The organism is Rhodococcus sp. MEB064 (genome assembly GCF_000834565.1).
Taxonomy (GTDB): domain Bacteria; phylum Actinomycetota; class Actinomycetes; order Mycobacteriales; family Mycobacteriaceae; genus Rhodococcoides.
This window is the reverse complement of record NZ_JXQS01000074.1, coordinates 102552-114971: the sequence shown is the minus strand read 5'-3', so window position 1 is coordinate 114971 and position 12420 is coordinate 102552. Positions and strand designations below refer to the sequence as shown.

Genomic DNA, 12420 nt, shown 5'->3' with positions numbered 1-12420 from the left:
CGGACTCGGCCGTCCAACGCCGAAGCTCCGGGTCCAGGCGTGAAACATCACCGACCGGCCACGTCACGACTGCACCTGCGTCGCGCGATATCCGTGTATCGCGTCGAGCAACTCACGTTCGGAATCATCGAGATACGAGCGGAGCGCCGCGCCGGCCGAAGCCCGCGACCCCGCAGCGATCAGATCACATATGTCCTTGAGACGTGTCTCATAAGACATCTGGAACCTGGCCTGATCGGCGACCAAGGCGAACGCGAGCCTGATCTGGGCTATCAGCGACTCGAACACCGCATCCAAGCGCGGACTGCCGAGCAAACCGACTATCGCCTGATGCACTCCTAGACCCACGGTGGTGATCTCTGTCCAATCGTGATCGGCCGGAAGCTCGTCGGCAAGCGCAAGTTGCCTACGCAGGCGCTCAAGCGCCTCCCGGGTAGCGAACCCACTCTCTTCCACTGCCCGTAGCTCGATGGTCCGTCGGACCAAGTAGATGTCACGAATGTCCTCGGTCCCCATGGCCTTGACCGCCACACCTTTGTGCCGATGAGTCTCGGCCAGATTGGCGGCAATGAGGTGCTGAAGAGCACGGCGAACCGTATTGCGCGACACACCGAATTCCACAGCCAACGCAACCTCACGAAGTGGGTTGCCAGGAAGAAGACCGCCTGAGAACAGCCGGTTCAGCAACTCTGCAACCACCTTCTCGGCGGCCCCAGTCGTACTGGCGGCCTGGTTCTCGGGGATGGGTTCCATAGAGCCAATGTAGCCAGATCGTTCTACAAAACCAAGAGGTGGCGCGGTGGTAATGGTGTTTCCACTGCGTAAAATCCTTGGACCGTTCAAAAATTGTTCAACAAAAAGCTTGTCTTTCGTATCGGGACGGATCAGGATCTGTGACATGCCTCATGACTTCCGAGGCAGACGACACCACGAAGCGAGGGCAAACGATGACGCCAGCCGACGAGCCGAGCGTGTGGCTACAGGACCTCACCTGGGAAGAAGTCGAACTACATCTCGCCAAAGATCGCGTGATCCTCATTCCCTGTGGCAGTACTGAGCAGCATGGCCCGGCTGGTGTCCTCGGCGTGGACACATACGTCGCGACGGGAATCGTCGAGGATGTGGCCAAGCGGATGGGTGCACTGTGTGCACCGCCGTTGTGGTTCGGGGACTCGCCTCACCATATGGCGTTCGCCGGCACGATCACCCTCCGGACCGAAACACTGATGGCAGTCGTCACGGATGTGTGCCGCAGTCTGGCCTCCCACGGATTCGACAAGATCGTCCTGGTCAACGGCCACAAGGGATCCAACCTTCCGGCTCTTGGGTCCGCCGTTCGCGCACTTCACGAGGAGTCGCTACCGCGTGTCGTCTTCGCCGTCGCCGATCCGCTGCACCTGGCTCGCTCGGTAGCTCCGTCGATCAAAGAGGTCAACGAGCATCACGGCGGCGAACTCGAGCTGTCACAGGTCGAGTACCGGTATCCCGGTCGCATCCGGATGGATCGCCTGACCGATCAAGGCGCAGCATTCGCCGAGGTTTTCGGAGGCTTCGTCAGCGACGACCTGTTCGGTCCGGCGCTCGATGGCGTCGACATCATTTGGTCGAGCGCTGAGCAACGAAGATTCGCACCTACAGGCAGCCTGAGCTCGTCGGCAGGCGTCACTCGCGAGAAGGGCAAGGACTTCCACGAGCACATCGTAGGGCGTCTGTGCGAGTTGGTCGACTGGATGCGCGCCAACGTCGGCCCCATCGGTGGGCCGGCTTTCTAGACGACCCTCGCCGCTGGGACGTCATGACGTACCACGACGACGTACGCGTCGGCCGAACGCCCCACTCCCTACATTCCCTCCTTACCAATCGATCAGGAGATACCGATGAGCCAGCCATTTCGTACCCTTTCCCGCCGAGTGATCGTCCTGACGATTACGGCCGCGTCGCTGTCACTCGCCGCATGCGGCGGTAGCAGCGACAACTCCACCGCAGTGGCCGATGACTGCATGCCGATGCATGACGTCGAAACGGTTGAGGAGGGCACTCTTTCGATCGCAGCCGTCGACTTCTTCCCTGTCTCGGTCACGAGCGATGGCGAATTCCGGGGCACCGAGGCAGATCTTATGAAGAAATTTGCCGCGCAGAACTGTTTGTTGGTCAACGTGATACCGGTCGACTTCGCGGGGGCTATCCCGGCCGTGGACTCCGGTCGTGCCGATGTGGCAATCGGGGGCTTCTACCGCACTGCTGAACGTAACAAGGTCGTCGGCCTGTCGGATCCGATCTACCTGGACAGGCTCGGGATCATTTCCAAGGAGGGCCTGACCACTGTCGACTCCCTCGAGGGCAAGAAGATCGGGACGGTCGACGGGTACTTGTGGACTCCCGACGCCAAAGAGTCGTTCGGGTCCGACGTGACGGTTTACCCGTCGAACATCGAGATGAAGGCCGACCTGGAAAACGGGCGCATCGACGTCGCCCTCGACTCCTACGGAGGAGCGCTTTTCCTTTTCAAAGACTCGGACTTCACGGTCGAGGTGCTGGCCGCCGACGAGCGTATTGCAACGACCAACGAGCCGGCGCAGATCGGATTCCCTTTCACTTTGGGCAACAACTCCTTGGGTACGGCCCTGAACGATTCGATCGGGGGGTGGCAGAAGGACGAGACGCTCGTCGACACGTTAGTCGAGTACGGAATGCCGACCGACATTCTCGAGGTCGGCGAGCCGCGCCTGCTGTGATTGGGCGTTGTGCTGCGTCTGACGCTCACGAGGACGTCCAGCGAAACGACACAGTCATGTCCGCTGACACTCACTACCGATGGGAGAGCCCGTGAAGCTCAACGAAGACAGACCCGGCGCCCACGTCCGCGTCACCGGGGTAGCCAAGTCGTACGGGGACAACGTCGTCCTGAGCGACGTCAACCTCGAGGTTGCCGCGGGGTCCGTCACAGCGATGATCGGACCCAGCGGTGCCGGGAAGTCGACATTGCTGAGGTGCATGAATCTGCTGGAGCGTCCCGACTCGGGGACCATTCAGATCGGCCACCATGCGATCGACGTCGCGAAGGGTGTGGAGCCGGCCAATCTCGCCGAACTGCGCCGGAGCGCCGGCATGGTGTTCCAGAGCTTCAACTTGTTTCCGCATATGACGGTGCGGCGCAACATCTCGTTGCCGCAGCAGCGGGTGCTGGGGCGTTCGCGCGCGGAAGCCGACCACGTGTCTAAGCGGCTGCTGGAGCGGATGGGGCTGGGCAACAAAGGCGATGAGTACCCGAACAAGTGCTCGGGCGGGCAGCAGCAGCGCATTGCGATCGCCCGAGCGTTGGCATTGGAGCCCGAAGTGATGCTCTTCGACGAGCCGACCTCGGCGCTCGATCCCGAACTCGGCGCAGAGGTACTGGACGTCATGCGTGAGTTGGCGGCAGGAGGCATGACCATGGTCGTGGTGACACACGAGATGCGTTTCGCAGCCAATGTGTCCGATCAGTTGGTGGTGATGGCCGACGGGAAGATCATCGAGTCCGGTGATCCCCGCCGGATCATGGCCGACCCCGAGCACCCCCGTACCAGACGGTTCCTCCAAGCCGTCTTGGAGCGTTAGCCGTGGACACCATGCTGTCGGTACTTCTGGGCCTACCCCTGACGCTGGTGGTGACGGCGGGTTCGCTGCTGTTGGGCACCCTGTTGGCGGTCCCACTGACGCTAGGGCTGCAGAGCCGCTACTGGTTAGTGTGGCTGGCGTGCCGTGCGGTCGTCGACATCGTGCGCGGTGTTCCGCCCATTGTCTGGCTGTTCGTACTTTTCTACGGCGTCTCCATCGGCGCCATTCAATTGTCGGCACTGGTCGCAGGGATCGGGGCACTTGCGATCGTCGCCGCAGCGTATTTGGCCGAAATCTTCCGCGGTGCATCGAAAGCGCTGCATCACGGTCAGTCGGAAGCTGCTACGGCCCTGGGCCTCAGTAAACGAACCGCGTTCATTTCGGTGATAGTCCCACAGGTCTGGCGGGCCGCGATCCCGGGTTATACCAATTACGCGATCGCGCTGCTGAAGGACTCGTCCATCGTTTCGATCGTCGGCGTTTCCGAGATAGTGGACCGAGCCGGTCAATTGTCACGCAGCACCGACTTGGGGGTGCTGGTCTTCCTCTTGGCCGGACTCGTCTATGTCGTCCTGTCGATCCTCATCGGCATCGGATCACGCGCCGCCGATGCGCGGATACGGGCGCGGGTGGCAGTATGAACGGCCCCCTGGCAACCACCGTCCTCGATGAATTCGGCACGAACCTGCCGCGGCTGCTCGACGGGCTCCAGGTCAGCGTGGTGCTGACGTTGCTCAGTATTGCCTTCGGTGCCCCACTGGCCCTGCTCGCGTGCCTGGCGCAGATGTCGCCGATACGGCCGATCCGGTACGCCGCGATCGGGTTCGTGGAGCTTGGACGCGGTGCGCCGGCGCTGGTCCTGCTGCAGCTGGCGTACTTTGGTCTCCCGAGCGCGGGAGTGGTGCTGCCGGCGATGACCGCGGCGATCGCTGCCCTCAGCTGGACGGCCGCGGCCTACGGAGCCGAATACATCCGCGGTGGTATAGCGGCGGTGCCGCGACGCGAGGTGGAGGCCTGTCATGCCTTGGGCATGACCACCCGCGACACGTTTCGTTTTGTCGTGATACCGCAGGGGTTGCGCATCGCGATTCCCTCGCTGATGGGGTTCGCGGTGATGCTGTTCCAAGCAACGTCGCTGGCGTACTCCGTCGCCGTCCCCGAGTTGATGAGCCAGGCCTATTCCATCGGTTCGTCGACCTTCCGCTACCTGGTCGTACTCATTCAAGCCGGCGTGCTCTACGCGGCCATCTCGATCCCGTTCACGTGGCTGAGCATCTCGGTCGAACGCCGCATGAACAAGCACATCTGATACTCCCCACATCAACCATGTCCCCTCTGTCGAAGGAATTACCATGACATCGCACACCCTCCATCTCGCCGACGACATCGCCGGAACCCTCCCTGTCCAAGTACACTTCTCCGCAGCCGAGTTCGCCGACCGGCGTCGCCGGCTGCAGGAAGCAATGACGGGCCGAGGGATCGATTGTTTGTTGATCACCCGCCTGGAGGACCAGTACTGGCTCGCGGGCTTCGATTCAGGTGCGGCCTCGGTGTTCCACGTGTTGTTCTTCAAGGCCGACGGCACTATGCTGCACCTCTCCCGCTCCGCTGACCTCGGTAACATCGGCTTCACGTCACAGTGCCGTGACGTCCGGGTCGTCGATGACCGACACGGCTGGTCGCGAGGCATGGCCATTCGGGATGCACTGGAATCGCTTGGTTGCAAGGGTGGCGTCGCAGGGGTCGAGACCGACAGTGTCGGCATGCCGCTCGCGCTTCATCAAGAGCTGACGCACGCAGTCGACGGCTGGTGTGCGCTCACGGACAGCTCTCAGGTGATTCGTGGCCTCCGACGAGTCAAGAGCGCCGAGGAACTCGCCCATATGAGGCGAGCCGGAGAAATCCTCGCGGAGGCCTCTGCAACAACGATCGACATGGTGCGCCCCGGCGTGTCCGAGGGTGACCTGATGGCCGAATTTCAGAAGGTCGTGTACTCGGCGGGCGGTGAGGTGTTCGCCGGGTTCCCGCATGGTTCCGGCAAGCGGGCCATGCTGGTACGCCCAGTGTCCGGCCGCGGGACGGTGGGAGAGAACGACCAAGTGCTCTTCGAGCCCGGCGCCGCGTTCCGCCACTACTGCGTAGCCACAATGTATTCGGTGCTGACCGGCCCGGTCGTCGACCCGAGGCACCGCGCAATGCACGATGCGTGCGTCGACGCGCTCGAGGAGGTGCAATCCACCATCAAGGTCGGAGCCACCTTCGGCGATCTTTACGAGGCGCACCGGTCGGTGATGGCAAGGCACGGATTCGAGCACGCGGCCCTGCAGGCGTGTGGCTACAACATGGGTGCCGTGTGGGAGACAACCTGGATGGAGCCGCCTTTCATGGCAGCAGATGTCCCCCTCGTGCTGGAGGAGCACATGACGATCTTTACGCACATGATTCTCTTGGACCGAAGCACCGGGCTGTCGATGGCACTGGGTGAGACGGTGGAGGTCACGACCAACGGGCCGAGCCAGATCTCCACCGTTCCACGAGCGGTAATGGTCAAATAGGCCGACTTTCCACGCACGCCGCAGCGCCCGGGTGTGGAGATCGCGCCGCTCCTCGTGGGTCTGTCGATACCGATCGGATCGCGGACCTGGTCATCGGTTGCCGCGTCGAGCGGTTCGGGTCCGTGTTTGCGAAGTCGGTGCGGACGAGATTGGTCATTCTCGGCTCCGCCGAAAGGACTCATGGGGTGCACACCGTCGTGTGAGTCGATCCGAGCCGCGCTGGACCGGATTCGCAACCGTCGAGAATCTGCGTGCGTGGGATTATTCGGGTGTCCTCGGTGAGTGCAGTGAGAGTCAGTTGCTGGGTCGTTCGGCATCAGGTGCGGTCGTCGCCGCGTGGTCACGCGGGGACGGGCGTCGAGCGCTTCCGAGAAGAGTTCGAACAGCGCAAGTTCCGCCCGCCGCGGGGTTGCGGTCCCGTGAGCGGCGTAGGCGTTAGCCCGTATCGGGTCGAATGCATCGAAGCCGAACGGTGTTCGGTTTCTGCCGGCAGCATCCCGACGTCATCACCGCGGCTACGACGTCAGGATGCTCCTGCTGACCGCAGCCGAGTCCTGAGGACTTGGATCCGCCGAAGCGGGTGCTGAGGATTTGCATCCGCCCAGCGGCAGTTGACTTCGCGATTAAGACCGAGCCGCGGCGTGGCTCCGTGACAGGAAAGTCCGTCTTGGAAGTCGCGATCGCCCTGTCGGACCTGCTACAGGACGAGCTCGCTGCCGATGGAACCAGCCGCGGTGAGCAGTTGGACGACCAAGAGGTGTCGGCGGCCTCAACTGCTTCGTAGGCAGTATGCTGCCTCATCCCGACGTCTCGTTGTAGTTCACAGCCGAGAGGACGACGCCTTCCGGGTATCGCCGGACCACGACGTCGGAGAAGCCGGCGCACTGGAACAGGCGCTCGAATCCGGACGGCGGCCCCCCGGAGGGCGGCGTGAACGCCGCCACCACCACGGCGCCGCCGCGAAGAACGCGTCGCAGCTGCGACAGACCGGCACCCGCGTCCGGCCAGAAGTGCAGATTGTCCACCGTCAGCGCCGCGTCGAAGGAGTCGTCGTCGAACGGCAGGTTAGCGACGGTTCCGGGCACGAGAGTCATCCGGCCGTAGTCGATCGCGGCGGCGTTGCGTTCGGTGGCCCGCCGGTGCATGAGGTCGGAGGGGTCCACGCCGGTGACATGGCCGTCCGATACTGCCAGCGAGAGGAGTTCGAGCGCCAGACCGGGCCCGAAACCGATTTCAACGACACGATAACCTCGGCGCGGTGCCAACACCTCGACCACCCGTCTGGCCATCTTCCCGCCCGATCGCACCATGAGGTCAGCGCCTCGTTCACCCGCGTCGCCCGCGGGTACTACGAACATGTCGTCCATCTATGCATTGTCTCCTGAGTGGTCACTGCCCGCACGCGACGTCCTCTACGAGGTCGCGCACGGCAAATTCAACACCGAGATCAGCCGCGACCTGTTCATCACCGAAGCCTCCGTCAAGACCCACGTGTTCAAGCTGCTCGGCAAACTCGACCCGCAGGACTGTGGCCAGCTCGCGATCTACGTTCGCCGCACGAACTTGCTGTGATCGGGTCCGAGCATCCGGAGGACGTGACAGATCGGCGTGCGGTCACCGGCTCGGGTCGGCCGATCTGCCTGCAGTCCGCAGCATCTCGAGTGCGGAGCTCACTGCGCGAATGGTGTCGTCGTCGAGAACCGCGCCTATGCGCCGGTCGAGTTCGCGGTCGAACACGACAGTTCCTGCCGTGAGAATCTCGCGGCCGGCCGGTGTCAGGGCGACGAGGGAGGACCGACGGTCTTTGGGGTTTGCTCGGCGGGCGCAGTAGCCCGCCGCTTCGATGCGGTCGACGACCTTGCTGGTTCCTCCGACGGTGATGGCGAACTCGTCGGCGATGCCCTGGACACGGGCGCCGTCGTCGTGGTCGGAAAGGAATCGGAGGATCTCGAACCAGGTCAGGTGCAGGTCGCACTCGGCCCGCAGTGCACCGTCGATCGCGCTCCACAGGTCGATCTCGTACCGGACGAGGTTGTCGAAGAGGGCTGTCTTGTCGTTCGTCATGGCCGTTCCATGTGGTGTGGGTCGATGTGCGGGGTCGGAGCGCGAACCGAGGGTCGCGGGTGAGGTTGCGGCCCTTCACGAGGTCACCTCGATCCGGAACACCAGCTCGTCTCCGTCGGAGGAACCACAGCGGTGCGAGATGGGGGCTGCCGTCTGACCGGACGGTGGCCAATTCCCCGGTGCGTGTTCCAGCCGAGGCGAACGCGCGCCACTGATCCTCGGTCATGATTGGCGTGGTGTCGTGATCCTTCGTCGCGAGGAGGGTGGCTGGGCGTCCGCCGGGCAGGTGCTCAGTGTCCCCAGAATGCGTCCTCGGCGGCAGCGTCGGCGGAGAACAACCACATCTCGACGATCTTGCCGTCTGCGACGCGCAGGAGGTCGACCCCGTCCATGGCCATGCTCTGCTCGCCGCGGCGGCCGGAGAAGTGGATCGAGGCGGCGACCAAGTCGCCGTTGTCCATGTACGAGTTGACGGCGTCGATGGCGAACGTGCCGGCGCTGGTCTCCATCATCGCTCCGAGGAGCGCGAAGACGGCGTCACGGCCGGTGTGGTCGCCGGAGAATCGATGCGAACCCGGCTGGTGCCAGACGATGTCCTCGGCCAGCAACTCGCCGAGTTTGGTCATGTCGCCCGTCTGGACGGCAGTGAAGTAGGTGCGTGCGAGATCGGTGGTGGTGCTCATGAGTGAGTGTCCTTCGTTCGTGGGGCGGGGCAACCCTCGTGTCGGGGCCGTGGCACAACCATGGCATATGCATTCCGTGGAAGCAACTTCCATGTGCGTGTAATCTGACATCGAGTCGGTGCCCCAGCCTCAGGGCTTTCTTCACGGAGACGGCCGGCCCGCCACCGCACTGCATTCCCCGATGAAGGAGAACCGATGACGCGCGACGAGCTCCCCACCACCACGGTGCGCCCCGGAGACGGAGTGCGCGCTCGGCGGGAGCCCGCCGCGGCACACGAGCAGCCGGCAGCGATCGAGGTGCGGGGAGCCAAGGTCCACAACCTCGCCGACCTCGACGTGTCGATACCCCTGCACACACTGGTCGCGGTGGCGGGGGTGTCGGGATCGGGAAAGTCGTCGTTGGCGATGGGGGTTCTGTACGCGGAGGGTTCGCGCCGCTACATCGAGGCACTCTCGACCTACACACGCCGCCGCATGTCGCAGTCCGCTCGCGCCGACGTCGACAGTGTCGAGCACGTACCGGCCGCACTGGCCCTGCGTCAGAGACCCGGCGTACCCAACGTGCGCAGCACCTTCGGCACGTCGACCGAGCTACTCAACGTCCTGCGACTGATGTTCTCGCGGTTGGGTTCTCATTGTTGTCCGAACGGTCACCGACTCGACCCCACGGTCGAGGTCGCCCTCGACCACGAGCTGACGTGCCCGGTCTGCGGAGCCACCTTCCACCCTCCGGGCGCCGAGTCATTCGCCTTCAACTCCGACGGCGCCTGCCCTCGGTGTTCTGGCAACGGCGTCGTGCGCGAGGTGGACGAGCGCATGCTGGTGCCCGATCCGAGCCTGAGCATCGACGCCGGTGCGGTGGCTCCCTGGTCGATGTTCGGTCTCACGGTCATGCCTCGCGTCGTCGCCGAGATGGGCGTACGCACCGATGTGCCCTACGAGGAACTGCGCGCCGAGGAGCGCGACATCGTCATGCACGGCCCGGCGGAGAAGCGGCACATCACCGTTCCCACCAAGAACGGCAAACTGTTCGAGATGGACTTCACCTACCGCAACGCCGTACGCGCGGTGGAGGAAGCGCTGAACAAGGCGACGAGCGAGAAGGGGCTGAGCCGGGTCCACAAGTACATCAGCACCCACACCTGCCCCAGTTGCCACGGCGTGCGCCTCAGCGACGCGGCCCTCCGATCGCACATCGGCGGCATCGACCTCGGTCAGGCCACCGCCAAGACTCTCGACGACCTCACCGGCTGGGTCACCACCATCGAGACGTCACTGCCCGCGGACATGATGCAGATGGCGCGCAACCTCGTCGACACACTCCTCGAGATGGCACGGCGCCTCGTCGGGCTCGGCCTGGGCTATCTGACACTCGACCGCGGCAGCGCCACCCTCTCCACGGGCGAACGTCAACGCGTTCAACTCGCGCGTGCGGTGCGAAACAGAACCACCGGAGTGCTCTACGTGTTGGACGAACCGTCCATCGGACTGCACCCGTCTAATGTCGACGCCCTTCTCGACATCATGCGAGACCTCCTGCGGGACGGGAACTCCGTGGTGTGTGTCGACCACGACGTCCAGGTCCTCCGCGACGCCGACTGGATCGTCGAGATGGGTCCCGGCGCGGGCAGAGACGGCGGACACGTGGTGGCGACCGGCACTCCCGCCGACCTCGGAGACGACCCGGCCTCCCTGCTCGGCGGTTTCCTCGTCGGTCGCGAAGGCATCGTCGTGCGCGATCGCGCCCCGTCCGATCGAATGTTCGCCCGCGGACGGATTCACCTGACCACGCGTCCCCTGCACACCGTTCATGCACTCGCCGTGAACATCCCGTCGGGGCGCATCACCGTGGTGACCGGCGTCTCCGGGTCCGGCAAAACCACGATGGTTCTCGACAGCCTGGTGCCCGCGCTGATCGCTCGCGGCGCCGATGAACGCCCACCCGCACACGTCACAGAATTCGACGCACCGGACATCACGCGCGTCAACGTGGTCGACGCCACCCCCATCGGGATCAACGTGCGCTCCACCGTCGCGACGTACAGCGGGATCCTCGACGACTTGCGCCGCGCCTTCGCGTCCACGGCGGCGGCCACCGAGTCCGGTCTCACTGCCGCCGACTTCTCGTACAACACCGGGTCCCTGCGCTGCCCCCGGTGCGAGGGAACCGGCCAGATCTCCCTCGACGTGCAGTTCCTACCGGACGTCGACATCGACTGCCCCAACTGCTCCGGCACCCGCTACTCCCCGGCCGGCCACGGGATCCGCCGACCTGTCCCGAAGGCCTCCGATCCGGCGGACATCTCGCTGCCGGATCTGCTCTCGTGCACGGTGACCGAGGCGCTCGAGCTCACCACCGACCTCCGGCGCGTCCACACCCGTCTGCAGACCCTCATCGATCTCGGGTTGGGTTATCTCACCCTCGGCGAGGCCACACCCGCCCTCTCCGGCGGCGAAGCGCAGCGCCTGAAGCTGGCCACCGAACTTCGACGCGACCAGGCCGACACTCTCTTCGTCTTCGACGAACCCAGCGTCGGACTGCACCCACTCGACGTCCGCACACTGCTCACCGTCATTGACCGGCTCAACGGCAACGGCGCCACCGTCGTCGTCATCGAACACGACCTCGACATGATCGCCAACGCCGACCACATCATCGACATGGGCCCCGGCGGCGGTGACGCCGGTGGGCGCATCGTCGCCGCAGGCACACCCGACGACGTCGCCGCCGACCCCTTGAGCATCACCGGCCGCTATCTAAACGAGCACCTACGAGCCGGAGTAGCGAACCACGGCCCCCGCGGTCGGGACCGGTGACAAATTCATCGAGACTAACAGGCTTTCAAGCCTTTTGGCTGCCGCATCCTCCGACTGCCTACCTCGTGAATAAGACCGGGCCGCTCTCACTCGGTCCCCGCACCGAACGGAGCACCACCGCCGACGGGCGTGGGTGCGGATCATCAGGCGCTCGCACGGCAGTGCCTCGCATCGGGCGATCGACCCTGCCAGAGGGCTGGTGACGAGTTCGGCTGCGTCCTCGGCGATATGAGCCATCGCGTACTCGACGAGCTGAGTGACCGGGTGCTGCTGAACACGCTGTAGGCCTCGACCCGGCACATGGTGCAGCAACGGTGCAGCGGGCACTGTCATGATTGCCGCGTTGATGCGGTCGAGAGCGCCCTGGTCTGGATCCTCGCCTTCCAGGAACCGGTCGAACAGTGTTCGCAGATCCTGACGCAGGCTCGTCAACTTGCTTTGGCAGTGCTCGAGCAACATCACATCGTCGGACACCAGTCCGCGCTCGATGAGCCATGACGTAGCGGCTGCGGGGTCGCCGAGGTCGTCGACCCGGTGACCTCCCGGAAGAACGACCACCGTGTCGACCAACGCGAGACTCGGATGATCGTCGGTACCGGGTGCTGGCGGCAGCGCAGGTGAGGACACATGCTCATGGTAACGGAAATAATTTACCGTGAGCATGCGGTAGCCTCGACCTCATGGCACAAGCCAATTTCAGACGT

At 64.2% G+C, this 12420-nt stretch carries 13 protein-coding genes; 8 read left to right on the top strand and 5 right to left on the bottom strand.

What is annotated here, in order from left to right; all coding sequences use genetic code 11:
* Positions 1-63: 63 nt before the first annotated feature.
* Positions 64-900, bottom strand: a complete 837-nt coding sequence (locus tag RU01_RS21595; RefSeq protein ID WP_197074854.1) for a GntR family transcriptional regulator — start codon at positions 898-900, stop codon at positions 64-66.
* 5 nt (positions 901-905) lie between these two features.
* Between RU01_RS21595 and RU01_RS21590 the strand changes: the two genes are divergently transcribed.
* From RU01_RS21590 to RU01_RS21565, 6 genes are all read left to right on the top strand, one after another.
* The gene (locus tag RU01_RS21590) at positions 906-1772 is read left to right on the top strand and encodes a creatininase family protein (protein ID WP_442970585.1); all 867 of its coding nucleotides are present in this window, start codon (positions 906-908) and stop codon (positions 1770-1772) included.
* Between the two features lie 105 nt (positions 1773-1877).
* Positions 1878-2735, top strand: a complete 858-nt coding sequence (locus RU01_RS21585) for a substrate-binding periplasmic protein (RefSeq protein ID WP_082043310.1) — start codon at positions 1878-1880, stop codon at positions 2733-2735.
* Positions 2736-2814: 79 nt separating this feature from the next.
* Positions 2815-3597 (top strand): amino acid ABC transporter ATP-binding protein, encoded by a 783-nt coding sequence (locus RU01_RS21580; protein ID WP_042576624.1) that lies wholly within the window; start codon positions 2815-2817, stop codon positions 3595-3597.
* An 11-nt stretch (positions 3598-3608) separates the two neighbouring features.
* Positions 3609-4238: an amino acid ABC transporter permease gene (locus tag RU01_RS21575; protein ID WP_042576695.1), complete on the top strand. Its 630-nt coding sequence runs from the start codon at positions 3609-3611 to the stop codon at positions 4236-4238.
* Positions 4235-4906 carry an amino acid ABC transporter permease gene (locus tag RU01_RS21570; protein ID WP_042576623.1) on the top strand — a complete coding sequence of 224 codons (672 nt, stop codon included), beginning with the start codon at positions 4235-4237 and terminating at the stop codon, positions 4904-4906. Before RU01_RS21575 ends, RU01_RS21570 begins: the two co-directional genes overlap by 4 nt.
* Before the next feature lie 43 nt (positions 4907-4949).
* Positions 4950-6152: a M24 family metallopeptidase gene (locus RU01_RS21565; protein WP_042576622.1), complete on the top strand. Its 1203-nt coding sequence runs from the start codon at positions 4950-4952 to the stop codon at positions 6150-6152.
* 797 nt (positions 6153-6949) lie between these two features.
* Here the strand turns inward: RU01_RS21565 and RU01_RS22315 are convergent.
* The gene (locus RU01_RS22315; protein WP_052493412.1) at positions 6950-7519 is read right to left on the bottom strand and encodes a class I SAM-dependent methyltransferase; all 570 of its coding nucleotides are present in this window, start codon (positions 7517-7519) and stop codon (positions 6950-6952) included.
* Between RU01_RS22315 and RU01_RS21550 the strand changes: the two genes are divergently transcribed.
* Positions 7509-7724 carry a response regulator transcription factor gene (locus tag RU01_RS21550; protein ID WP_042576620.1) on the top strand — a complete coding sequence of 72 codons (216 nt, stop codon included), beginning with the start codon at positions 7509-7511 and terminating at the stop codon, positions 7722-7724. The two genes, RU01_RS22315 and RU01_RS21550, sit on opposite strands and share 11 nt — an antisense overlap.
* A gap of 42 nt (positions 7725-7766) precedes the next feature.
* Here the strand turns inward: RU01_RS21550 and RU01_RS21545 are convergent, their stop codons facing one another.
* Both RU01_RS21545 and RU01_RS21540 read right to left on the bottom strand, forming a co-directional pair.
* Positions 7767-8216 carry a MarR family winged helix-turn-helix transcriptional regulator gene (locus RU01_RS21545; RefSeq protein ID WP_042576619.1) on the bottom strand — a complete coding sequence of 150 codons (450 nt, stop codon included), beginning with the start codon at positions 8214-8216 and terminating at the stop codon, positions 7767-7769.
* Positions 8217-8506: 290 nt separating this feature from the next.
* Entirely contained in the window at positions 8507-8899 is a 393-nt protein-coding gene (locus RU01_RS21540; RefSeq protein ID WP_042576618.1) for a nuclear transport factor 2 family protein, read from the bottom strand.
* A gap of 195 nt (positions 8900-9094) precedes the next feature.
* Between RU01_RS21540 and RU01_RS21535 the strand changes: the two genes are divergently transcribed.
* Positions 9095-11716 (top strand): excinuclease ABC subunit UvrA, encoded by a 2622-nt coding sequence (locus RU01_RS21535; RefSeq protein ID WP_197074853.1) that lies wholly within the window; start codon positions 9095-9097, stop codon positions 11714-11716.
* On the opposite strand, the gene RU01_RS21530 is transcribed toward RU01_RS21535, so the two are convergent.
* A complete protein-coding gene (locus tag RU01_RS21530) occupies positions 11669-12343 on the bottom strand; it encodes a CGNR zinc finger domain-containing protein (RefSeq protein ID WP_042576617.1) in 675 nt (224 codons plus the stop codon). The two genes, RU01_RS21535 and RU01_RS21530, sit on opposite strands and share 48 nt — an antisense overlap.
* Between the last annotated feature and the right edge of the window lie 77 nt (positions 12344-12420).

Bases quoted from the DNA above. Each gene is read 5' to 3' on its own strand.
- RU01_RS21575 (WP_042576695.1), top strand. From the start codon at position 3,609: ATGCTGTCGGTACTTCTGGGCCTACCCCTGACGCTGGTGGTGACGGCG.
- RU01_RS21540 (WP_042576618.1), bottom strand. From the start codon at position 8,899: ATGAGCACCACCACCGATCTCGCACGCACCTACTTCACTGCCGTCCAG.
- RU01_RS21535 (WP_197074853.1), top strand. From the start codon at position 9,095: ATGACGCGCGACGAGCTCCCCACCACCACGGTGCGCCCCGGAGACGGA.
- RU01_RS21565 (WP_042576622.1), top strand. From the start codon at position 4,950: ATGACATCGCACACCCTCCATCTCGCCGACGACATCGCCGGAACCCTC.
- RU01_RS21595 (WP_197074854.1), bottom strand. From the start codon at position 900: ATGTCACAGATCCTGATCCGTCCCGATACGAAAGACAAGCTTTTTGTT.
- RU01_RS22315 (WP_052493412.1), bottom strand. From the start codon at position 7,519: ATGGACGACATGTTCGTAGTACCCGCGGGCGACGCGGGTGAACGAGGC.
- RU01_RS21580 (WP_042576624.1), top strand. From the start codon at position 2,815: ATGGGAGAGCCCGTGAAGCTCAACGAAGACAGACCCGGCGCCCACGTC.
- RU01_RS21590 (WP_442970585.1), top strand. From the start codon at position 906: ATGACTTCCGAGGCAGACGACACCACGAAGCGAGGGCAAACGATGACG.
- RU01_RS21550 (WP_042576620.1), top strand. From the start codon at position 7,509: ATGTCGTCCATCTATGCATTGTCTCCTGAGTGGTCACTGCCCGCACGC.
- RU01_RS21545 (WP_042576619.1), bottom strand. From the start codon at position 8,216: ATGACGAACGACAAGACAGCCCTCTTCGACAACCTCGTCCGGTACGAG.
- RU01_RS21585 (WP_082043310.1), top strand. From the start codon at position 1,878: ATGAGCCAGCCATTTCGTACCCTTTCCCGCCGAGTGATCGTCCTGACG.
- RU01_RS21570 (WP_042576623.1), top strand. From the start codon at position 4,235: ATGAACGGCCCCCTGGCAACCACCGTCCTCGATGAATTCGGCACGAAC.